The organism is Pseudomonas sp. Bout1 (assembly GCF_034314165.1).
Classification (GTDB): domain Bacteria; phylum Pseudomonadota; class Gammaproteobacteria; order Pseudomonadales; family Pseudomonadaceae; genus Aquipseudomonas.
This window is the reverse complement of record NZ_JAVIWK010000001.1, coordinates 124,901-148,027: the sequence shown is the minus strand read 5'-3', so window position 1 is coordinate 148,027 and position 23,127 is coordinate 124,901. Positions and strand designations below refer to the sequence as shown.

18 protein-coding genes are annotated in these 23,127 nt (G+C 60.6%); 9 read left to right on the top strand and 9 right to left on the bottom strand.

Translation table 11 applies throughout. The annotated features are described in order from the left end of the window. Positions 1 to 702 carry a DUF3142 domain-containing protein gene (locus tag RGV33_RS00700; protein ID WP_322142700.1) on the top strand — a complete coding sequence of 234 codons (702 nt, stop codon included), beginning with the start codon at positions 1 to 3 and terminating at the stop codon, positions 700 to 702. Positions 703 to 750: 48 nt separating this feature from the next. Here the strand turns inward: RGV33_RS00700 and RGV33_RS00695 are convergent, their stop codons facing one another. From RGV33_RS00695 to RGV33_RS00660, 8 genes are all read right to left on the bottom strand, one after another. After that, entirely contained in the window at positions 751 to 2,193 is a 1,443-nt protein-coding gene (locus RGV33_RS00695) for an efflux transporter outer membrane subunit (protein WP_322142699.1), read from the bottom strand. Continuing rightward, a complete protein-coding gene (locus tag RGV33_RS00690) occupies positions 2,190 to 3,248 on the bottom strand; it encodes an HlyD family secretion protein (protein WP_322142698.1) in 1,059 nt (352 codons plus the stop codon). Before RGV33_RS00690 ends, RGV33_RS00695 begins: the two co-directional genes overlap by 4 nt. 26 nt (positions 3,249 to 3,274) lie before the next feature. After that, positions 3,275 to 4,810 carry an MFS transporter gene (locus tag RGV33_RS00685; protein WP_322142697.1) on the bottom strand — a complete coding sequence of 512 codons (1,536 nt, stop codon included), beginning with the start codon at positions 4,808 to 4,810 and terminating at the stop codon, positions 3,275 to 3,277. A gap of 229 nt (positions 4,811 to 5,039) precedes the next feature. Beyond that, a complete protein-coding gene (locus tag RGV33_RS00680; RefSeq protein ID WP_322142696.1) occupies positions 5,040 to 5,960 on the bottom strand; it encodes a LysR family transcriptional regulator in 921 nt (306 codons plus the stop codon). Between the two features lie 171 nt (positions 5,961 to 6,131). Next, the gene (locus RGV33_RS00675; RefSeq protein WP_322142695.1) at positions 6,132 to 6,980 is read right to left on the bottom strand and encodes an ABC transporter permease; all 849 of its coding nucleotides are present in this window, start codon (positions 6,978 to 6,980) and stop codon (positions 6,132 to 6,134) included. A gap of 12 nt (positions 6,981 to 6,992) precedes the next feature. Then, positions 6,993 to 7,844: an ABC transporter ATP-binding protein gene (locus RGV33_RS00670; protein WP_322142694.1), complete on the bottom strand. Its 852-nt coding sequence runs from the start codon at positions 7,842 to 7,844 to the stop codon at positions 6,993 to 6,995. A gap of 1 nt (position 7,845) precedes the next feature. Then, positions 7,846 to 8,871: an ABC transporter substrate-binding protein gene (locus RGV33_RS00665; RefSeq protein WP_322142693.1), complete on the bottom strand. Its 1,026-nt coding sequence runs from the start codon at positions 8,869 to 8,871 to the stop codon at positions 7,846 to 7,848. Between the two features lie 14 nt (positions 8,872 to 8,885). After that, positions 8,886 to 9,779: a TauD/TfdA family dioxygenase gene (locus RGV33_RS00660; protein WP_322142692.1), complete on the bottom strand. Its 894-nt coding sequence runs from the start codon at positions 9,777 to 9,779 to the stop codon at positions 8,886 to 8,888. A gap of 298 nt (positions 9,780 to 10,077) precedes the next feature. Between RGV33_RS00660 and RGV33_RS00655 the strand changes: the two genes are divergently transcribed. From RGV33_RS00655 to RGV33_RS00635, 5 genes are all read left to right on the top strand, one after another. Beyond that, entirely contained in the window at positions 10,078 to 10,788 is a 711-nt protein-coding gene (locus RGV33_RS00655) for a GntR family transcriptional regulator (protein ID WP_322142691.1), read from the top strand. A 383-nt stretch (positions 10,789 to 11,171) separates the two neighbouring features. Next, entirely contained in the window at positions 11,172 to 11,936 is a 765-nt protein-coding gene (locus RGV33_RS00650) for a DUF3050 domain-containing protein (RefSeq protein WP_322142690.1), read from the top strand. After that, complete coding sequence (locus RGV33_RS00645) at positions 11,933 to 12,880, top strand: diiron oxygenase (protein ID WP_322142689.1); 948 nt, start codon at positions 11,933 to 11,935, stop codon at positions 12,878 to 12,880. Before RGV33_RS00650 ends, RGV33_RS00645 begins: the two co-directional genes overlap by 4 nt. After that, complete coding sequence (locus RGV33_RS00640) at positions 12,877 to 16,257, top strand: amino acid adenylation domain-containing protein (protein WP_322142688.1); 3,381 nt, start codon at positions 12,877 to 12,879, stop codon at positions 16,255 to 16,257. Before RGV33_RS00645 ends, RGV33_RS00640 begins: the two co-directional genes overlap by 4 nt. A gap of 25 nt (positions 16,258 to 16,282) precedes the next feature. Beyond that, positions 16,283 to 16,738 (top strand): SRPBCC family protein, encoded by a 456-nt coding sequence (locus RGV33_RS00635; protein WP_322142687.1) that lies wholly within the window; start codon positions 16,283 to 16,285, stop codon positions 16,736 to 16,738. 112 nt (positions 16,739 to 16,850) lie between these two features. Here RGV33_RS00635 and RGV33_RS00630 read toward each other — a convergent pair whose 3' ends face one another. After that, a complete protein-coding gene (locus tag RGV33_RS00630; protein WP_322142686.1) occupies positions 16,851 to 18,731 on the bottom strand; it encodes a methyl-accepting chemotaxis protein in 1,881 nt (626 codons plus the stop codon). 279 nt (positions 18,732 to 19,010) lie between these two features. Between RGV33_RS00630 and RGV33_RS00625 the strand changes: the two genes are divergently transcribed. The 3 genes from RGV33_RS00625 to RGV33_RS00615 all read left to right on the top strand — a co-directional run bounded on the left by RGV33_RS00625 (position 19,011) and on the right by RGV33_RS00615 (position 23,070). Beyond that, entirely contained in the window at positions 19,011 to 19,511 is a 501-nt protein-coding gene (locus tag RGV33_RS00625) for a sigma-70 family RNA polymerase sigma factor (RefSeq protein WP_322142685.1), read from the top strand. Beyond that, positions 19,508 to 20,491 (top strand): FecR family protein, encoded by a 984-nt coding sequence (locus RGV33_RS00620; RefSeq protein ID WP_322142684.1) that lies wholly within the window; start codon positions 19,508 to 19,510, stop codon positions 20,489 to 20,491. The genes RGV33_RS00625 and RGV33_RS00620 overlap by 4 nt, the downstream gene beginning before the upstream one ends. 86 nt (positions 20,492 to 20,577) lie before the next feature. After that, positions 20,578 to 23,070 (top strand): TonB-dependent siderophore receptor, encoded by a 2,493-nt coding sequence (locus RGV33_RS00615; RefSeq protein ID WP_322142683.1) that lies wholly within the window; start codon positions 20,578 to 20,580, stop codon positions 23,068 to 23,070. Positions 23,071 to 23,127 lie beyond the last annotated feature (57 nt).

Sequence of the window (23,127 nt, the reverse complement as noted above, 5' to 3'; positions counted from 1 at the left end):
GTGAAGCATTTGTGGCTGGCCCTGCTGCTGGCGAGCCCGGCCTTCGGCGCGGTGGACGCCCGCGACCATGACGCGTTCTGGCTGTGGAGTGGCGTCGCGCCGCAGCCGGTGCTCAAGCAGGCGAAAACCCTGTACATCCTCCAGGGCCAGATCAACTCGACCCGCCGCGCGCCCCGACGTGGCGTGCAATTTATCGCCCAGGGCATGAGTGTGCCGCGCATCACCCAAGGCGAAATCTGGGTCGTGTACCGGGCTCACACGTTGCATTGGCCCGAGTCGGTCTACGGCCAAATGCTCGGCCAGGTGCAACGTTGGCGCGACGCGGGTAATCCGGTGGTGGGTATCCAGATCGACTTTGATGCGCGCACTCAATACCTCAACGAATACGCCGACTTCCTGCGCGACCTGCGCCAGCGCCTGCCCAAGGACTTGCGCCTGAGCATCACCGGGCTGATGGACTGGAGCAGCCACGCAGACCCCACCGCCATCGCACAACTCAAGGGCGTGATTGATGAAGTGGTGGTGCAAACCTACCAGGGCCGCCACAGCATCCCGGATTACGCGGCGTATCTGCCACGGATGAACCGGATGGGGGTGGCGTTCAAAATTGGGTTGATCCAGGGTGGGGAATGGGAGGAGCCGGGGTATTTAAAAGGGAATGAGTGGTTTCGGGGGTATGTGGTGTTTTTGCAGAATCCTTGAGTGCCCACAGTCCGTTGACTGCAGGCACCGGGCTGGCGTGCCGGATGTTTACCGCCCGGCCGTCTGTTCCGGATACACCGACTCCCAGCCCCCGCCCAACGCCTTGTACAACCCGACCATGGCCAGGGAAACCCCGGTGGAGCTTTCCACCCATTGCTCCTGGGTCGCCAACAACGCGCTTTGCACCGTCAGCACGTTGACGAAGTCCACTACACCTTCGACGTACTGGTGCTGCGCGGTGGTGAGGGCGATCTGGTTCTGGCGTACCGCTTCGGCGAGGCTGTCGCGGCGCAGTTGGCTGGCGTTGTAGCGGGTCAACTGATCGTCGATTTCATGCCAGGCCCGCAATACGGTTTGCTGGTAAGCCAGGGCCGCTTCCTGTTGCTGGGCTTCGCGCAGATCAAGCATGCCTTGCAGCCGGCCACCGTTGAAAATCGGCAGGCTCAGTTGCGGGCCGAAAGCGAATGCACGCGAACTCCACGAGCCGAAATCCGCCAGCTGCAACGCCTGGGAGCCCACATTGCCGGACAGGGCGATGCGCGGGTAGAAGTCGCCCTTCGCCACACCAATGGAGGCGGTGGCCGCATGCAAGCGGGCCTCGGCCTGGCGAATATCGGGGCGGCGCTCGGCCAGTTGCGACGGCAGGCCGATGGCGACCTGGCGCTGGGTATGCGGCACGGCGGCATCCTTGGACAGCTCGGCATACAGGGCTTGTGGCGGCTCGCCCATCAGCAGGCTCAGAGCGTTGATCAACTGGTCCTGGCGCTGCTGCAAGTCCGGCAGGCGCGCCTCGATGGCGGCGACTTGAGCGGCGGCTTCGGCTACATCCAGGTCAGTGGCCACCCCGTCGGCCCGGCGCAGTTGCGACAGCTTCAGGCTGTGGCGAGCCACGTCGAGGTTTTGCTCGGTGACGGCCCGGGTGTTCTGCACGCCGCGCAGTTGGATGTAGTCCTGGGCGGTTTCCGCCAGCACTGACAACAGCACGGCACGGCGGTCGTTTTCGGCGACTTGCAAGGTGGCATCCGCGGCTTCGGTTTCGCGCTTTACCCGGCCCCAGAAGTCCAGTTCCCAGGCGGCAGAGAAACCCATGTCCCACTGGTTGAACGCCGAGCGGCCGTTCTTGCCCGAGGCGTCGCTCAAGCCATCGGCGCTGTTGCGTTGGCGCAGGTAATCGCCGGTGGCGTTGACGGTCGGGTAGCGCTCGGAAGTGATCACCTGGCGCGCCGCACGGCTTTGTTGCAGGCGACTGCTGGCAAGTTTCAGGTCGAGGTTATCGGTCAGCGCGCGACGGGTAAGCGTGGTGAGTTGCGCGTCGTGGAACACCTCCCACCAGCGCTCTTGCAGCGGGTCGTTGACCGCGTGGCTGGCGGCTTGTCGGCCCTGGGGTTCGGTCCATTTGCCGACAGGGTTCTGCGGGCGCTGGAAGTCCGGGCCGACGGTGCAGGCACTCAGGGTGAGCAGGCTCAAGGTGAACCAGGCAAGGCGTCTCATTGCTGCGCCACCTCACGTTGCTGGGCCGCCGCGTGGGTGTCGACGCTGGCTTGCACCGACATGCCGACCCGCAGGCGTTCGGTCAGCGCCTGGCCGGGCTCCAGGATAATTTTCACCGGAATGCGCTGCACCACCTTGGTGAAGTTGCCGGTGGCGTTGTCGGGCTTGACCGAGGCAAACGTCACGCCGGTGGCCGGTGCAAGGCTTTCGAGGTGCCCCTTGAGCACTTCGCCGTCGAGGCTGTCGACCCGCACTTCCACCGCTTGGCCAGCGTGCATGTGGGACAGTTGGGTCTCCTGGAAATTGGCCACCACGTAGGCCTCGGCCAACGGCACCACGGCGAGGATCTTGCTGCCCGGCGTCACATAGGCGCCGACCCGCACCGCCCGCTCGCCGACCATGCCGTCCACTGGCGCGACGATGCGCGTGTACGACAGTTGATAGCTGGCCATTTCCAGGGCGGCCTGTGCGCGCTTCAGGCCGCCGTCTGCCGCGTCACGCTGGGCGCTGAGGATTTCCACCTGCTTGCGTTCGGCAGCCAGCACCGCCGCGGCATTGGCCAGGCGCGCGGTGGCCTGGTCGATGCGGGTCTTGGCTTGCTGGGCGTTCTGCACGGTACCGGCGCCTACGCCCGCAAGGTGGTTGTAGCGGTTCAGTTCGTGTTCGGCAAACGCCACTTCGGCGCGGTCTGCCGCCACCGTGGCCTGGGCCTGGGCGATCACCGAGCTTTGGCGCTCGAGTGTCGCGGTGGCGTTTTTCAACTGCGCCCGGGCCACCAGCGTATCGGCGTCGGCCGCTTGAGCGGCGGCGCGAAAATCACGGTCATCGATCAGCGCCAGCAACTGGCCGGCCTTGACCCGCTGGTTGTCTTCCACCAGCACGTCCTTGATGAAACCGGCCACGCGTGGCGCTACCAGGGTGTAGTCGGCGGCGACGAAGGCGTCGTTGGTACTCTGGCGCTTGCTGCCGAATACACCCGGCGCCAGCAGGTAAACCAGCACACCCACGGCGAACACGGTGATGACGGTTACGGCGATTTTGTCTTTGCGTTTCATGGCAATCCTTTTGGCTCAGTGAGCAATCAAGTCGGCGCGCGGGGCGGATAGATCCGCGTCGGCATCCAGAAAATCAGCAGGATCAACACCGCCGCGACACCGGCCATGACGTAGTAGAGATCCGAAGAGGTGAGCACCACGGCCTGCTGGTGCAGCCGATGGGCGAGGCCGGCGGTATCGCCGTCGGCCAGGGGTGAGTTGCCCAGGCTGTCAACCAACATGGTCGAGTGAAAGTGCAGGCGGTGAGTGGTCAGCACGTCGAGCACGCCCGTGGCAACCACGGCGGCCAGACCCTTGACGGTGTTGAACCATGCCGAGGCGAACGGCCCGTCCTGTGGCGTGATGCTGCCGGTGGAGAGCATCAACAACGGCAGCACCGCCATCGGCTGCCCGAAAATTTGCAGCAGTTGCAGCCCATAGAAATCATCGCGTATCCATGCCGACGTCAGCTGCGCCCCGCCCACGCAGGACAGAATCAACATGCCCAAGCCGATGCCCAATACCCAGCGGCAATCGACCCAACGCAGGTTGCACAGCGCCGCCACCAACGGCAGCGCGATCAACTGCGGCAACGCCATGACCAGCATCACCGGGGCGGTTTGCAGCGGACGGTAGCCTTGCACCTGAGCCAGGTAGCTGGACGGAATGAGGGTGACCGCCAATAGCACGATCAGCACCCCGGCGAGCACGATCAGCGCGAACGACAGGTTGCGTAGCCCCAGCATCTGCAACTTGAAAAACGGCATCGGGTGCGACCACTCGTTGATCATGAACAGCACCAGCAACACCAGGCCTGCGATCAACAATGAGGTAATCAGCGGCGACTCGAACCAATCCAGGCGGTTGCCCTGCAACAGGCCGATCACCAGCATGCAGATGGCGGGGAACCCCAGCAGCAGGCCGCACCAGTTGAACTGCTTGAAGCGCTCCAGGCGCAGCGGGTCTTGAGGCAGGCCGTAAGCCACGGCCGCCATGGCCAAAAGGCACGGCCCGACGATCTGCCAGAACGCCCATTGCCAGCCGACGTATTCGGTCCACATTGCCGCCAGCGGTGTACCCAGGCTTGGGCCGAAGGTTGCGGTCAGGGCATAGCCCGCCAGGCCGTACAGCTTGACGTTGGCCGGCAGGAAGCGCAGGGCCACGGTCATCAGCATCGGCGGCAAGGCGCCGCCGGCAAGCCCCTGCACGGTGCGCAGGATCAACAGACTTTCGTAGTTCGGCGCGAACGGACACAGCACGCCGAGTACGGTGAACAAGCTGATGGCGCAGAGCGTGAAACGGCGCAGCGAAAACGTCACCGAACACCAAGGCGCGAAGGCCATCGCCGACACCGACGTCGCGGTGTACGCGGCCACCAGCCAGGTGCCTTCGTCGAAGCCGATGTACATCGCACCACGAATGTCAGCGAGGGCAACCTTGGTCACCATCTCGTTGAGGCCGGACACCAACACGGCGAGCAATACGCCCACCAGGCCGATGATAATGCGTGGGCCGAAGACGGGCGGGCTGAGGGTGCTTGGTTTGGCTGCGGCCAGGGGTGCGGGAGCAGCGAGGGAGGTCATGAACTACAACTCGGAATGGGAAATACCCGAGCAGTTTAATCAGGCTTACACATGACAAAAAAGTTACTTACAGGAAGCTTATAAGTGCACCAGACGCAATGATCAAAATATAGGCGATCTCTGTGGGAGCCGGGCTTGCCCGCGATGGCATCACCTCGCTATTCCTGAGAAACCGGTCGCCCGCATCGCAGGCAAGCCAGCTCCCACATTGACCGAGCTCACTTGCGACTTACGTGGGCTGCGCTTCCTGCCACGTCGCATTGCAGCATTCGCGCAGGGTCTCGCGCAGCCACTTATGGGCGGGGTCCTTGTCGAAACGCGGGTGCCAGGCTTGAGTCAGCACCAGGGTCGGCAGGGAGATTGGCAGGGTAAACGCCCGCAGCGGCAACTTCAGGCGATTGGCACTGTAGAGCGCTTCCTTGGGCACCGGAAGGATCAGGTCGGAATCGGGCAGCATGAACATCGCCCCGTGAAATCCAGGGGCGATCATTGCGACTCGACGCTCCAGGCCCTGGGCATTGAGTGCGGTGTCGATCGGCCCACGGGCAATGCCGCGCCGGGAAATGCTGATGTGGGAATAGCTGGCGAACCGCTCGGCGGTGATTTCCCCATCGAACAACGGGTGCCCTTCCCGCGCCAGCCCGACAAAGGTGGTGGTGAACAGGTTCTGCACCTTCACTTCCGGGGTGATGGGCATGGTGTTGCCCACCCGCAGGTCCAGCCGGCCTTCACGCAGGGCTTCATCATCAGTGTCGCCTTCCGGGACGAAGCGCAGTTCGCACAGCGGCGCCATGCGCTCCATGGTGTCGAACAACCGGCCGCCATACACCCCGACAAAAAAGTCATTGGCGCGCACGCTGAACCGACGGCGCAGGGTACGCAGGTCCACTTCGTCCGCCGAGCGGAACAGCAGCGCCGCCTGCTCCACTACGTTGCGCACCTGGCCTTGCAACTCCAGCGCCTTGGGTGTGGGCACGAGGCCGCGACCGGCGCGCACCAGAATCGGGTCGCCCACGGCCTCGCGGATGCGCGTGAGGGTGCGGCTCATGGCGGCCGGGCTCAGGTTCATCCGCCGTGCGGCGCCCACCACGCTGCCCTCGTCGAGCAAGGCGTCGAGGGCGACCAACAGGTTCATGTCTGGTAATTGCATGCCAAGCACTCGTGCCCAGCGGGGAGTGAGCTTGGCGCAATCGTAGCAGGCTTTTGTGTAGGAGCGAGCGTGCTCGCGAAGAGCGTTGCCGATAACGCGGGCACCCTGAAGGGGCGCGTCGCCTGTGCATTTTTCGCGAGCAAGCTCGCTCCTACAGGGAACAGCAGGTGACTAGCGTTGCATGCCCCAGCGCTTCACGGTGACGCGCTCAAGGGTGTCGAACACCAGGTTCTCCACCAGCAACCCGATCAGGATCACCACCGCCAGGCCGGCAAACACTTTGTCGGTGTACAGCTCGTTGCGGTTCTGGAAGATGTACCAGCCAAGCCCCCCCTTGCCGCTGGTAGCGCCAAATACCAGCTCGGCAGCAATCAGCGTGCGCCAGGCAAACGCCCAGCCGATTTTCAACCCGGCGAGGATCGACGGCAGCGCGGCCGGGATCAGGATGAACAGCACGAAACGCATGCCCTTGAGGCCATAATTGCGCCCGGCCATGCGCAGGGTTTCCGAGACACCGAGAAACCCCGAATACGTGTTGAGCGCCAGTGCCCACAACACCGAATGCACCAGCACGAAGATCAGGCTGTTCTGCCCCAGGCCAAACCACAGCAGCGCCAGCGGCAGCAAGGCAATCGCCGGCAACGGGTTGAACATCGAGGTCAGGGTGCTCAACAGATCACGCCCCAGTTGGGTCGACACCGTAAGCGTGGTCAGGGCAAACGCCAGCACAATGCCGATCAGATAACCCTTGATCAGCACCACCAGCGAGATGCTGACCTTGCTCAACAGCTCGCCACTGGCCATGCCGTCGTAGAACGCACTGAGTGTCTGCAGGAAACTCGGCAGCAGCAGGTCATTGTTTTGATAACGGGCTGCCGCTTCCCAGAGGATCGCCAGCACGATCAGGATCAGGCTTTTACGCAGCCAGCCTTGTTGCCATAACCGCTGACGCCACGGCAACTCGCGCTCTACGCGAACACCCGGCAACGGTTCAAGCGTGATTTCATATTCCTGGCGCATGGTGCAAACCCTTCAATAAGCGATGCGGATATCGGCGAAACCCAGTTCGGTTTCCACCTCGGGCGCTTCATCAAACAACAGCCGATGAATGCGCCGCGCCGAAGCCTGGAACTCCACACCGCCGAGGCTATGCAGGTCGTATTGATGGCTGTGGATTTCCGCCCGCACCCGCCCGGGATGCGGCGACAGCAACAGGATGCGGTTGCCCACCACCAGCGCTTCTTCGATGGAGTGGGTGACGAACAGCAGGGTGAAGCGCACCTCTTCCCAGAGCAGCAATAATTCTTCCTGCATCTTGCGCCGGGTCAGCGCGTCGAGGGCGGCGAAGGGTTCGTCCATTAGCAAAATTTTCGGCTGCATGGCCAAGGCCCGGGCGATCGCCACACGGGCTTTCATGCCGCCGGACAGGGTGTGCGGGTAAGCATCGGCAAACGCGGTGAGGCCGACTTTTTCCAGGTAGTACAACGCCCGCTCTTCGGCCTCGCGACGCTTGAGAGTCTTGGAAGCAAGCAGCGGGAACATGACGTTCTGCTTGACGGTTTTCCACGGCGGCAGTTGGTCGAATTCCTGGAACACCACGATGCGGTCCGGGCCCGGTTGCTCGACTTTTTGCCCGAGCAGACGGATCTCGCCTTCGCAGGGTTTGATAAAGCCGGCGATGGACTTCAGCAGCGTGGACTTGCCGCAGCCCGAAGGCCCCAGCAGTACAAAGCGGTCGGCCGGGTCGATCTCGAAACTGACCTGGTGGGTGGCCCGCACGACCCGTTCCGGGGTGCGGTATTCAAGGCTGACTTTATCCACCGCCAGCAGCGCTTCGGTGGTTTTCGGGTTGCTGGCCGTGTGGCCTTGCAAGGGCGCGTTCATGTCAGCTCCCTTGCAGCGGCTTGGCGTCCTGGAAGAAATAATCCTTCCACGATTCGGGTTTGTTTTTGATCGCGCCGACGCGGTAGAGAAATTCCGCCAGCGGGTAGGTATTTTTAGGCGTGACGCTGAATTCGAACTGCGGGTTGTCGATGATTTTCAGCAGCTCGGCGCGGTCGATTTTGGCCTTGGTCACGCGGATATAGGTGTCGGCGGCGGCGCCTTTGTCGTTCTGGGCGAACTGCGCCGCTTCGGTCAGTGCCTCGACGAATGCCTTGTAGGTTTTCGGGTTGTCGTTGCGAAATTTCTCGGTGGCGAACAGCACCGTCGGCGAGTTCGGGCCGAGGATGTCGTAGGAGTTGAGCACCACATGCACGTTCGGGTTGGTCAGGGCCTGCTCCTGGAACGGCGGGTTGGAGAAATGCCCGGTCAGTTCGGTGCCACCGGCAATCAGCGCAGCCGTGGCATCCGGGTGCGGAACGGCGACGGTGTACTTGTCGAGACGATTGAACTCCTTGTCGCCCCATTGCTTGGCGGCGGCATATTGCAGGAAGCGCGATTGCACGGAAACACCCACCGCCGGTACCGCAATGCGGTCTTTTTCGGTGAAGTCCGCAATGGTCTTGACCTTGGGATTGTTGCTTACCAGGTAGTAGGGAAAGTTGCCCAGGGAGGCGACGGCTTTAACGTTCTGCTTGCCGTGGGTGCGGTCCCAGATGGTCAACAGCGGGCCAACGCCAGCGCCGGCAATGTCGATGGAGCCGGAGAGCAGCGCATCGTTGACGGCGGCGCCGCCGGACAGTTGGGTCCAGTCGACCTTGATGTCGATGCCTTCCTGCTTGCCGTATTTCTCGATCAGGTTCTGGTCGCGCACCACGTTGAGCAGCAGGTAGACGATGCCGAACTGCTCGGCGATGCGAATCTCGCCTTCAGCCTGGGCGGCGGCAGGTACGACGAGGCTGCCGGCCAGCAGGCTGACGCCCAGGCCAACCGTGGCGGCCAGACGCGCAAATGGAATTTTCTTGGACATGGTCAGGCTCCGGATCAGAAAGGCGCATCGCCCTGGATAGTGGTACGGAACAGCTTGCGCCGCAGGTGGCTCGGGCAGCCGGCCGCCAGGTGGATCAGCGAGCGGTTGTCCCAGAACACCATGTCGTGGGGCTGCCACTGGTGGCGGTAGATGTTTTCCGGCAGCACGCTGTGGGCGTAGAGCTGGGCCAGCAGGTCGCGGCTTTCGTCCTCCGGCAGGCCGACGATGCCGGTGGTGAAGCCTTCGCTGACGAACAACGCTTTGCGGCCATTTTCCGGATGGGTCCGCACGATGGGGTGCACCACTTGCGCCACTTGAGCCAGTTGCTCGGGGGTGAGGGTCGGGCGCCAGTTACCTTCGAACTTGGTTTCGCTGTAGCGTGCGATGTATGAATGCGCGGCGCTACGGCCTTCTACAGCCTTGCGCAGGGGCTCGGGCAGGTTGTCCCAGGCTTTGTGCATGTCGGCAAACAACGTGTCGCCACCCTCGGATGGCAGCTCCTGGGCATGCAGCATCGAGCCCAGGCTGGGCAGTTCTTTATAGGAGAGGTCCGAGTGCCAGAACTTGCCCGCGTCTCCCAGGCCGATGGATTGGCCGTTTTCGATGATGTTGGAGACAATCAGGATCTCCGGGTGGTTGGCCAGCAGGAATTGTTTGAGCACATGGATTTGCAGCACACCGAAGCGGCGGCTGAAGGCGATCTGTTGCTCGGGGGTGATGCGCTGGTCGCGGAACACGACGACGTGATGGTCCAGATGCGCGCGGTGAATGCGGGCGAAGTCTTGGTCGCCGACCGGGCGGGTCAGGTCCAGGCCAATGATCTCGGCGCCGACGCTGCCCGAAAATGCGCGGATGTCAAAGGTTTGGGTGGTGTCGGTCGCTGTTGGAACAGTAGAGGTGGCGCACATGAGTTCACTCCCGGAGGGTCAGGAGAGTGACTTTATAGTCATAAGAACAGCAATTTAAATACCGTTAGTGAATAACGATATGCAGCAATACCGCTATCGCCGCGATGTGCAGGAATAAAATGAGCAGCGCAGACGTTTTGCCTGTAAGACCTGACAAATGGGGGCTGTGGGCGTGCGGAACGCCCTGTTGAGTCGCTTACAAGCCGAAACTTTGCCCGTTTGACAAGCTTGTAGACAATCACTAGTGTGCATTGGATCCAATTAGCCACCTCAGCCTGAAAAGGAGGATAGCGTAGTCGTGACGCAGAAGCCGAACCCTTTGAGCAGCATCCAGATCAGCGGGCCTATCCCCGCCCATCTCGCTCGCTCCGTGATTGAAGAAACATTGCGCAACGCCATCCTGGATGGCCGCTTGCCCTGCGGTACTGCCATGCGCCAACAAGAGCTGGCCAGCTTGTTCGGGGTTAGCCGGATGCCGGTGCGCGAGGCCTTGCGCCAACTGGAAGCGCAGTCGCTGCTGCACGTGGTTACCCACAAAGGGGCAGTGGTGGCGCCGCTGATAGAGGACCATTCGGCGGAAACCTATGCGCTGCGCATGCTGCTGGAGTCCGAAGCGCTGCGCTTGTCGATTCCCCTGCTCACGCCCGATGACATTGCCCAGGCCGGCGCCTTTATCGACGCGCTGGAACGGGAAAGCGACTACACCGAAATCGGCCGCCTCAACCGCCTTTTCCACATGGCGCTGTATGGCAAGGCGGGCAATCAGCGGTTGCTCAAGCTGGTGGAGCACGGCCTGAACGAAGAGGAGCGTTTCTTGCGCTTCAACCTCGAAGCCATGGGCCTGGGCAAGACGTCTCAGGAAGACCACCGCGAACTGCTGGGCCTGGTGGCTGAAAAGAAGGTCGACGAAAGCATCCTGACCTTGCGCAACCACCTCACCCGCGGCATGGAGGTGATTACCGGCTACCTCAAAAGTCTTGAAGAGGCTGAAGAGAACGCCGCGCTGTAAATTCTCCGTGGAACCAGGACGCCTCCTTCGACCACAAAGCGCTGCGAAGCGACCTTGGCCGATGGAGGTCAGCGTACAACAGCGCCCAGTTAAACCCTTAGTTCGAAAGAACACTTCCTACACTTCGCAGAGCCATTCAACTACAGCAATATTTTTACTCGAAAGACTTATAAAACAAAAAACCGCCTGAATGCTTAATTAGATTATTACCCATACCCCAATTCTCCCCAATCGACAGCGTGAACCCTGCTCGGGCGTCACTGCGCGTGGCGTTCCTTTAAATAAAGCTTTGGTGTTTTGTCACAGCGTGCTCTTTGCTTAGTCAATAACAGCACGTGGCTGCCTGTTATCAGGGAAGAAACAACGACTTATAGGCATCAACTATGTTCCAGAAATTACACCGTCTTAAACAAAAAAAGCAGCAGTTGCACAATCATCCAATATTTACACAAATTAATACGCTTCCAACATTGCGATACTTTATGGAAAACCATGTATTCGCCGTTTGGGACTTCATGACCCTGATCAAACGCCTGCAACATGACCTTACCGGAATGCGCCTGCCGTGGTTGCCGCCGCCAGACCCACAAGCGGCACGCCTGATCAATGAGATCGTGTTGGGCGAGGAGTCGGACGAATATCCCGGTCACGGACACGGCAGTCACTTCGAGTTGTATCTGCAAGCCATGCGTGAAGTCGGTGCGAGCACCACGGCCATCGATCAATTCATCACCCTGCAACGTGACGGCAACGATGCAGAAACCGCCCTGCAAAAAATCGACGTCCACCCCGCCGTGGCCTGTTTCGTCAAAAGCACGCTGCAGGTTGCCCTGGCCGCACCGACCCACTGTGTGGCGGCAGCCTTCCTCCATGGTCGTGAGAGCGTTATCCCGGCGATGTTCAAACGCATTCTGCAGGGGTGCGAGATGCTTCACCGCCAGGCTCCGACCTTCTGCCACTACCTCAAGCGCCACATTGAACTCGACGCCCAGGAGCATGGCCCGGCGGCAGCGCAATTGCTGGAACGCCTCACCCTCGCCGACCCAAGTCGCGAGCGGCAGGCCAACAGTACCGCCCTCAGCGCCGTGGATAGCCGGCTGGCCTTATGGGACGGATTGCACCAGCGCCTGCCTGAGGTGAGTGTATGAACCCTGCCGATTACCGCTCATGTGCCGACGACTGGGAGCGCCGCGCGACGATCCGCACCCGCCCCCGCCGCTTGCTGGAAAACGACCACAAGCTGATCTATCCCTTGAGCCGACAACCGTTGGTACTGAGCGCGACCTTTGTCGAGCAATGCCCGCTGCAGCGGGATTTTGTCTTGCTGCAGACGTTCTACAAATTCATCAACGACGTGGTGATCTTTGAAACAGAGATCGTCGACAAGACCGCCCGCAGCATTGCCAAGAACCGCTTTTCAGTGCCCTTTCCGCTCGCCTGTCGCTACGACGCCATGACCGTAGTGGTGGATGAGGATTACCACGCCCTCGTCGCCCTCGACTTCATGCAACAGACGGTTGCGATGACCGGCATCCCCGCCCTGGAGTTGCCCGGGCAAATCGAGTTGAGCCGAGCCTTGCCGGCCGCGCTGGCGCTGGCGCCCGCACACCTGCGCGACGCCGTGGAACTGATTGCCGTGGCCATCGCCGAGAACACCGTGACCCAGGACGTGGCAGCGTTTTCCAAGGATGAGAGCGTCAAGCAATCGATCCGCGGCTTGATGGCCGACCACTTGTTTGACGAGGGCCGTCATGCGGTTTTCTGGACACGCCTGGTGCGTATTTATTGGCAGTCTGCACACGCATCGGACCGCGATTGCATCGCCCGGATCCTGCCGGTGTTCCTCCAGCATTACTTGACCCACGAGCTGCAAAAAAACTTCGACTTGCAGTTGATCGATCACCTGCAGGTCAGTGCCGCCACGCGCTGCGCACTACGCGCCGACGTGCAGGCGATGGGCTTTCCCATTACCCGCCAGCACCCGCTGATCGGCAATATCATGGGGTTCCTGAATCATAGCGGCCTGCTGCAAACGCCGAGCGTGGTCCGGGCGCTGGATGCTTTTCTTGCGGCGCCAGGAGAGCACTCATGAGGCGCCTGGAAATTGGGCTGGCAGGGTTCAGCGCAGCGTTGAATGAGATCAGCCAGACGCTTGGGCAATACGGTCATGGGTTGGTGCAGGCACAGAATGCACGACACGTCGACCTGCTGATTGATGACGGTAGCGAGGCGGTTCCGCCAGGCCTGACCTGCGCGGCGTCGATGAGCCTGCGCCTGGGTATGGGAGTGTTGAACGCCTGCGCACTACCGACCCTGCAGTTCAGGTGTTACGCCCACTCACGGCGACTTCTGGCGACCCTGGACATTGCCGGCGAAGCCTGTGGCAATGGGCAACGGTTGCGTCAACAGGCAGTAAGCGCCCTGGTGGATTGGGTGGCCCAGCAGGTGAGTGGGTTTTCCCGGGATGCAGGCTATTTCTCGCAGGCAGCCATCGCCTCCGATAACCCGGAACACGGTCTGCAAGCGCTCGCGTCGCTGGCGTACCTGCATCGCTTTAACCAGACCACCGACCTGGCGCTGCAGCAACAAAGCCAGGTACCTATGATCGAGCGCCTGGAAAACAGCCTTAGAACCTTCGCCCACCGCCCGGCCCTGAACATCGCCGGCAATGGGCTGACTTATCAACATTTGCATCGCAAGAGCCTGGCGATCCAGCAACGCCTGTGGCCTCTGCTTGGGCCCCTCGATACACCACCGGTGATTGGCGTCTGCCTGGGTAAGTCGCTGGAGCTGTACGCCAGCATCCTTGCAGTGCTGGGCTGCGGCGCGGTGTACTTGCCGCTGGAGCCGGGCCACCCGCTGCAACGCCAGCAGGCCATGCTGGAAAACGCCGGCGTCTCGGTGCTGCTGGATGATGGCAAGCACCCACTGCGCGATGGTTTTGCTGCAGTGGATGTCAGCACCCTCGACACTCACGACAACGCAGCGCTAATGCGCCAGCGCCCATCCATGGATGCCCCATGCATGGTGCTCCACACCTCAGGCACTGCCGGCCACCCCAAAGGCGTGCTGCTCAGTCAGCACAACCTGGCCCATTTCACCGCGTGGTTCGGTGCCCATGTACAACTGGACGAGCACAGCCGGGCCTTGCAATTCTCGTCCTTGAGTTTTGACTCGTCCCTGATTGATATCTTCCCGTGCCTGATCGCGGGTGCCGAATTGATCGTGCCCAGTGAGGACCAGCGACGCGACCCGCAGCAACTGGTGGAGCTGATCCATCGCCAACGCGTTACGCATGCCTTCCTGCCGCCGGCGTTACTGAGCATCCTGCCGCTGGGTCAGTCCATGGGCCTGGCGCATCTGATAACCGGAGGTGAGGTGTGCGAACCCAATGTCATCGAACGGCTGGCGGGACAGTGCCGCTTGCACAACTTCTACGGGCCCACCGAAGCCACCGTGCTGGTGACCCACCGCACGTTGCAGCCAGGCGATAGCAATCGCAACGTCGGTATGCCGATCGCCAACAGCCAGGTGCTGATCCTCGATGAACAACTACAACCGGTGGATGAGCAGGTGTTGGGCGAGCTGTACATCGTCGGCCCGGGTGTCAGCCTTGGTTACCTGAACCAGCCTGGGCAGACCGCCGAGCATTTTGTCGAACTGGTGCTGCCGGACGGCCAGTCCTTGCGCGCCTACCGCAGCGGCGACCTGGCGAAGTGGACGGAAAACGGCATCGAGCTGGGCGGGCGCCGGGATCAGCAAGTGAAGATCCGTGGCTTGCGGGTCGAACCGCAAGAGATCGAACAATGCCTGCGCAGCAGTCAGCTGTTTCGCCAGGTGGCCGTGGTGATTGACCGTGATCGGCGGATCCTGGCCTTTGTCGCGCAGCCCAAGGCTCGGGGCGCCCTGGCTGCACTCCAGCAGTATGCCCGGCAGGCGCTGCCGGACTATCAGCAGCCAACCCTGTGCACGGAGCTTGCGAGCTTGCCGTGCAACCACAACGCAAAGATCGACCGGCATGCATTGCTTGCGTTACCGACTCAACCGCTGCCAACCATCCAGCACGGTGAACCGCACACGCCGATGCAAGTGCAGTTGCTCAAGCTCTGGAGCGAGTTGCTGGACGTGCCGCTCACGCAGCTGTCGATGCACGACAGCTTCTTCAACCTCGGTGGTCATTCGATCCTGTTGTCGACGATGCTGCTGCGTATCCGCGAGCAGTTCGGCTGCAGCCTCTCCCTCGGGCGGTTTTTTGCAAGACCCACGGTCAGCACACTGGCCACGCTGATGGGCGACGGGCCGCCAGCCGATGCCCCGACCAGCCAGGCAACCCGGGACGCCATGCGTGAGCTGGGCGTACAACCACTACCAACCGCTCAGGCTGGTGAGCCCCGTAACGTGATCGTGACCGGGGCCAACAGTTTTCTCGGGGTGCATTTTGTCGAGGCATTACTGGCCGGCGGTGCACTTGAGGTGGCGTGCCTGGTACGCGAACGGCCCGGGCAGTGCGCGACTGAGCGGTTTGCCGAAGCGCTGCGCGAGTATCACCTGGAACACCTGGACCTGAGCCGGGTGCGGGTGTATGCCGCCGACATCAGTCAGCCGCGCCTTGGCCTGTCGAGTGAGACCTATGAGTACCTCGCCGGACAGTTCGGCGTGCTGGTGCACAACGCTGCCCACGTCAATCATGTGATGGATTACGCCACGCTGGCCAAGGACAACGTCGAGCCGGTGCTCGAATGCCTGCGCCTGTGTGAAACCGGGAGCAAAAAAGTCTTCAATTTTATCTCGACGCTGTCGGCGGCCAGTAGTGTCGATGCCCAGGGCCATGTACTCGAAACGCCCGCCGCCGCCACGCCACCGCTCTACATCCAAAATGGCTATAACCTGTCCAAATGGGTCGCGGAGCGCCTCCTCGGGCGTGCGGCCGAGCAAGGTGCCTGGGTCAATATCCACCGCCCCGGGAACATCAGCTTCAACAGCCGCAACGGTGTCTGCGAGCCACAGAAAAATCGCCTGATGTTGATGCTCAAAGGCTCGCTGCAACTGGGCCTGATGCCCCACCTTAAGCTGGACTTTGACTTGATGCCCGTGGACTTTCTCGCGCGGTTTGTTGCGTTTCACAGCAGTCGCTGCGAACCGCAGGGTTGCGTGTTCAACCTGCACAATCCGCAACCCTTGAGCTGGGAATCCTACGTCGATGCATTTCGCCAGGCCGGTCATGCCTTCGAATTGGTGAGTGTCGCCCAGTGGCAACGTCACCTGCACACGGTGGACAGCCGCAACGCGTTGTTCGCCGTGCTGGGTTTTTACCTCAATGGCTTCGGCGAGGACATCGGCGATACCTCGTTGATCCGCCATGACAACACACGGCGTGGCGTAGAGCAGATGGGCGCGCGCTACCCCGAGAAAACCCCGGCGTTGTTACGCAAGGGCTGCGAATACCTCAAAAGCATCGGCTTCCTGTGATCAGGAACAACCAAAGGAAAACCTTATGAAACCCGATACGTTGATTCACAATCCTTGCGCCAAGCCCGTGGTGTCTTCAGTGGTGGTTGCCTGTAATGCCGCGCGTGCGTGGGCGGTGGTCGGTGACTTTGCTGGCTTTGATAAATTTATCCCGGCCTTGTCCCGCATCGAAATGACTGGCACGGGCGCAGGGTGCCTGCGCAAGAAGTTTTTCAACGATGGAAACCTGGTGGTGGAGCAACTCAACAGCCGGGACGAACAGGCCATGCAGATGACCTGGACGACGATTTACAACACCCTCGGCGTGGCCCGGCTGTGGGCAGCCATGAGTGTGGAGGCTTCGGGGGAAGGCTGTTCAAGGGTGACCTGGACGATCATCGCCGAACCGGTTGACGCGGGTGCCAGAGGGTTTGAGCAGTTCGTCCAGGCATTTGCCGACAACGCACTGGAGAATGTGCAAGGGATGTTTGCCCAACCTTAACTGTGGAGCGAGCTTGCTCGCGAAAAACGTACAGGCAACACGGGGCTGTCTGATAGCACCGCGTTATCGTCGAGGTTCTTCACGCGCAAGCTTGCGCCTACAAGTTCATCAATCAGATTTTGAAGCTGTCGACCAACTGCTTCAGCCTGTTGGCCTGTTGAGACAACGCGTCGCAATCCTTCAAGGTTTCGTTAAGGTTGGCCACGCCCTGCTGGTTCAGCAGGTTGATCTGGTTGATGTCGACGTTGAGGGTTTCTACCACGGCGGTCTGCTCTTCGGTGGCGGCCGCTACCGACTGGTTCATCCCGTCGATCTCGACGATGCGCTGAGTCACGCTGACCAGGCGCTCACCGGCCTGGTTGGCGACCTCGACGCTTTCTTCACTGGAGGTCTGGCTGGCGTTCATCGTGGTCACCGCCTCGCGTGAGCCAATCTGCAGCGAGGTGATCATTTTATGGATCTCTTCCGCCGATTCCTGGGTGCGGTGCGCCAGGTTGCGCACTTCATCGGCCACTACGGCAAACCCACGCCCGGCTTCACCGGCGCGCGCCGCTTCAATCGCGGCGTTTAGAGCCAGCAGGTTGGTTTGCTGGGAGATGCCTTTAATCACATCCAGGATGTGGCCGATGTTGTCGGTGCTGGCATTCAGGGTTTCGATCTGCGTGCAGGACAGGCTGATTTTTTGCGACAGTTCCGACATCGCCAAGATGGTTTTCTCCACCACCTTGCGACCGTCATCGGCCTGCTCGCTGGCACCACTGGCGTGTTGCGAAGCGTCGGCGGCGTTGCGCGCGATTTCTTGAGTGGCGGCCCCCAGCTCATTGATCGCCGCGGCCACGCTGTTGGTGCGGGCGCTCTGTTCGTCGGAGCCGACAATCGAGGCGTTGGAGGAGGCCATTACCCGCTGGGACAGGTCATGCACCTGGCGAGTAGCCGAGGAAACTTCGGAAATTGACGCGTGAATACGCTCGACGAATTGGTTGAAAGCACTGCCCAAATCACCGAATTCATCTTTGCTTTCCACGGTCAGGCGGCGGGTCAGGTCACCTTCACCCTGGGCAATGTCCTGCATGGCGCGGCCCATGGTGGCGAGCGGGCGCATCAAGACTTGGATCAGCAGGCTCAAGAAGACTGCGATGGCGGCGACCGCAATGAACATGGCGATCAACGCCGAGGTGCGGAACTTGCCCAGCGGTGCGTAGGCTTTGTCTTTGTCGATCGACAGGCCGATGTACCAGTCGGCGTTCGGCAACCCGCTGATCGGGGTGAAGGACAGAATCCGTTCCTGGCCATTGAGGACGACTTCCTGATTGACCTTCTCGATGCGCACATTCGTGCTCGGATAGATGTCCTTGAGGTTTTTCATCACCTGGTCCTGGTCCGGGCTGACGATTACCTGGCCATCACCACTGACCAGGAACGCGTGGCCAATGCCGCCGAAGTCCACCGAGTTGATGATCTTCACCAGGGTTTGCAGGCTCAGGTCACCGCCAACCACGCCAAGCAATTCACCATTCTTTTTCACGGGCATGGCGATGGTCACGATCAGCCCACCCACCGCTGCCATGTAGGGCGGCGTGAGCATGGTCTTGTCGGCGGCCACGGCCTGTTTGTACCAGGGACGCTGACGTGGGTCGTAGCCATCGGGCATTTTGGCGTCGGGCCGTTGGGTGAACACACCATTGGTGGAACCGACGTAGGTGAACTGGAAGTTGGAGGTAAATGCCGATTGGTCGACCAACCCCGGCAGATCGGCAGCGCTGCCTTGATGGGCCACATTTTGCGCCAGGCTTTCCAGTACCAGTACCCGGCCACTGAGCCAGTTCTGCACACTGCTGGCGGTGAGTTCACCGGATTGCTGAATGGACGACTCCAGGTTCTGCCGGATGGTATTGCGCTGCAGATAGTCGTTGTAGAACGTGAATAACGCGAAGGCCAGAACCACGACGCCTGACGCGGCCAACAGAATTTTATGACTGAACTTAAGATTCATTTCATTGACTTCTTTTTGCCAAAAGGGGGTGAGCGTGCCGGATGCAACATTCCATGTAACGGTATAGGCAGACTCTGAGACTGCTCTATTTCGGTGCACGCATGGCTCGTCAGGCTGTCGGCCACGTCAGGATAAATCTTAGAGATTTGTGAGAAGCATCCTCTTTTTGCGTCAGAAGCCGACCAGCGGTAGCCATCTGAGGTCGGGAGTTGCAAAAATTTTCAGCGTTGCCGACAATGCGACTAATTATCATTTGTGACGCTTTGCCAGGCCGTGTGAATGCCCTCTTCAGAGTTCGCAGTACAGACGCTTTACAGCAGCCATCATGGCTGGCTCAACACATGGCTGCGCAGCCGTCTGGGCAATGCCGCGGATGCTGCGGACCTGGCCCAGGACACGTTCGTGCGCCTGCTGCAAAAAACCGAACGCTTCGAGCTCAAGGCGCCCCGCGCCTTCTTGCGCACCATCGCCCGGGGCTTGGTGATTGATCACTGGCGGCGCGAAGAAATCGAGCGGGCTTATCTGGAGTCCATTGCCCATTTGCCCGAGGCCATGTCACCGAGCGTAGAAGCGCGTGCGTTGATTCTGGAATTGCTGGAGTCCATCGCCCGGCTTCTGGACGGACTCCAGCCCAAGGTGCGCAAGGCGTTTCTATTGGCTCAGTGCGACGGGATGACCTACAAGCAGATTGCACAGCAGATGGGCGTGTCATTGCGCTCGGTGGAGCGATATGTGGCCGAGGCGCTGTACCACTGTTATGTGCTGCGGTATGAGGCATGACTGCGATGGATAGCGCGGTGCGCTCCGGGCCCGACCCGCAGGTGGTCAAGCAGGCCATCAGCTGGATGCTGCGCCTGCGTAACAATCGCGCGAACGTGCGCCTGAAGGCGCAATGCGAGCACTGGCGCGAGGCACATCATGAACACGAGCTGGCCTGGCAGCGCGTGCAGGCGCTGCAACATGAGTTGAGCAGCCAGTTGGCGGCAATTCCCGGCGCCCATGTGGCGCTGGAGAACAGTGCCCAGCGCCTTGGTCGTCGGCAAGCGCTGAAGGTTTTGTCCGGCGTTCTGTTGATAGGTTCGGCGGCATGGGTCAGCCGAGACGTCACCGGCTGGCAGCGCTGGACCTCAGACCTGGCCACCACCACTGGCGAACGCCGTAGCGTGCAACTGCCGGATGGCACACGCCTGCAGCTCAATACCGACAGCGCAGTGAACCTGGACTTCAACCCACGGCAACGCTTGATCACGTTGGTACGCGGTGAAATCCTGGTGACCTGCGGCGCCCCTGCGCCTGCACCGCTGCTGGTTCGCACCCGCCATGGTTTGTTCGAAGGTATCGACGGGCGCTTTGTGGTGCGTCAGGAAGGTGATTGCACACGCTTGAGCGTCGCGTCAGGCAACGTGGCAATTCATTCACCGCATACGACCGACGGCCTGTTCACTCAAGTGCATGCAGGAGAAAGCTACCTGGTCCGTCAGAACGAGGCCGTTCTGGCGCCGCCTGCAGATATGGATACAGGCGCTTGGGCCGACGGCTTGATCGTCACCCGCAACATGCGTCTTGCCGACTTCCTGGCGGAAGTGGGGCGCTATCGTCATGGTTATCTGGGTTGTTCAAGTGATATCGCAGACTTGCGCTTGTCTGGTGTTTTTCGCCTGGAAGACACTGAAAAGCTGTTGGCGATCCTGCCACAGACGCTGCCTGTACGCCTGCGCTATCGCACTCGCTGGTGGGTGAGCCTGGAGCGTCAGGCCTGATTTATTTTTGGCGGCTTTTTTCCGTGAGTTCGGCTTAGACAGTAAGCAATTCAATCTGCCTTCAGCGACCTCTACGGATCTCGATAATGACTGTGCGTTTTTTCAGTAAATCACCCTCTTCCTGCCCTTTGCTCGGTAAAGCCGTACGTGCAGCGCTGCTATCGACCACGATGGGGATCGGCTTGCTGCCGGTGGCCGGCGTCGCGGCTGACAGCGGGGTCGAGCGCATCAGCCAGCGCTACGACATCCCGGCAGGCCCGTTGAGCGATGTGCTCAATCAGTTTGCCCGTCAGGCAGGTATCACCCTTTCCAGCACGCCTGCGCAGACTCAGGGCCGCCAGTCTCCCGGGCTGCACGGTGAGTACTCTGCCGAACAGGGCTTGAGCCGGTTGCTCGACGGGTCGGGTTTGCAGGCGCAAGCCCAGGACGACGTAAGTTTCGTATTGCAGGCGCCACCCGAGAGCGAGGCGCTGACCTTGCCAACCACCGACATCAAAGGCTTCGCCCTCGGTAACGCCTTGGGCAGCACGGACGGCTATAACGCGACTCACAGCCAGATCGCCACCAAGACCAGTACCGCGCTGCTGGAGACATCCCAGACAGTTTCAGTGGTGACTCGCGAGCAGATGGATGACCAGGGCTCGCAAACGGTCGCCCAGGCAATGCGCTATACCCCCGGGGTGCTGACCAACCCGTATGGCGCCACTCACCGTTATGACTACGTGGCGATGCGTGGTTTCAACGACGGCTCGGTGGATAACATCTACCTGGACGGCTTGAAGTCCATGGGGGACAGCGGCACCTACAGCACCATGCAGGTGGACCCGTATTTCCTCGAGCGGGTAGATATTCTCAAGGGCCCGTCGTCGGTGTTGTACGGACGCAGCTCGCCGGGTGGGCTGGTGGCGTTGACCAGCAAGAAACCGTTGTTTGAGCCTTACCATCAAGTGCAGGCCACCATGGGTTCGCAAGGGCAGCGAGGCATGGGTTTCGACTTCAGCGGGCCGGTGGATGACGACAAACGTATTGCTTATCGACTGACCGGGCTTGCGGACAAGTCCGACACGCAGTTCGACCATGCCAAGGAAAAACGCTACGCGCTGGCGCCTACCTTGAGCATCGACTTTACCGATGACACATCCCTCACGCTCCAGGCTTATCTGCAGCACGATCCTGACGGTGGCTATCACGGTGGCATGCCGGCAGATGGCGCGTTGCACCAGCGTAACGGCCAGCGGATCACCAATCACTTCTTTGAGGGCGAGCCCGGCATTGACGGGTACAAGCGTGATCAACAGTCGTTCGGCTACCAGTTTGAGCATCGCTTCAACGATGTTTTCACCGCACGGCAAAACTTTCGGTATTTGGATTCCAAGGTTCGGCTGGATCAGGTGTATGCCTATGGGTGGACCACGCCCACCAGCAATGAGTTGAACCGCTACTACTCAGGCGGTGACGAGAAGCTGCATGCGTTCATCATCGACAACATGTTGCAGGCTGAATTTTTTACCGGCGCGACGAAGCATACGGTGTTGATGGGGGCGGATTATCAACGGCGCAAAACCGTTGTGGACTGGAGCAGCGGCTCTCTTGCGCCAATCAATGCGTTCAATCCGGTGTACGGCAATGCCGAGATCAGCTATTACAGCCCAACCAGTTATCTGCGTCGGCTTGAGCAGACCGGTGTCTACCTGCAGGACCTGATTGAGATGGACAAATGGCGGTTCTCCCTCGGGCTGCGTCAGGACTGGGTTGAAACCTCCGACGAAAACCGCATTGCTGAAGCGGGACGGCCGTTGGGCACTGAGATCAGTGATAAACGTACCAAGCTGACTGGGCGGGCTGGAGCGCTTTACCTGTTTGATAACGGTCTTGCGCCGTACGTCAGTTATTCCGAATCCTTCAACCCCAATTCCTATTCGGACAGTGCTGGCAACCCCTTGGCGCCTACCGATGGCACCCAGTGGGAGATGGGCTTGAAATACCAGCCGCCGGGTACCGACAACTTGTTCACTGCATCATTGTTCCGCATTGATCAGGAAAATCTCGCGACCAAGCTGCCGCAGGAAAATTTCTATCGCGCTGTAGGCGCTGTCCGCTCCCAGGGCCTGGAGCTGGAAGCGCACATGCAGTTGACCGACAACCTCAAAGTGTTGGGCAGCTATACCCTCACAGACATCGAGTATTCGAAGTCGATGGTCAGCACGTTGAGTACTGCGGATAACGTGATCGAGAACAAGGGTAATTCGCCAACCCAGGCGCCGCGCCATATGGCTTCGGTGTGGGCAGACTACAAATTCGACAGCGGCGCCCTGGATGGTCTTCGACTCGGTGGCGGTGTTCGTTACGTCGGCTACAGCTGGGTGGATGCGGAGAACTCCATGAAGGTGCCTTCCTACACGCTATTTGACGCCTCGATGGGTTATGACTTGGGCAAGGTAGGCCTGAAGGGCGTGGATGTGCGCCTGAATGCCAATAACCTGACAAATGAGTCTTACGTGGCGTCGTGTGCCAGCCTGAACTTCTGCTATTTGGGTGAAGAGCGCAACGTCAGTGCGACGGTGAGCTACCAGTTCTAACCCCTTTCGATTCATACAAAGCCAGTTCCTGATTCCAGGCGCTGGCTTTGTCGTCTT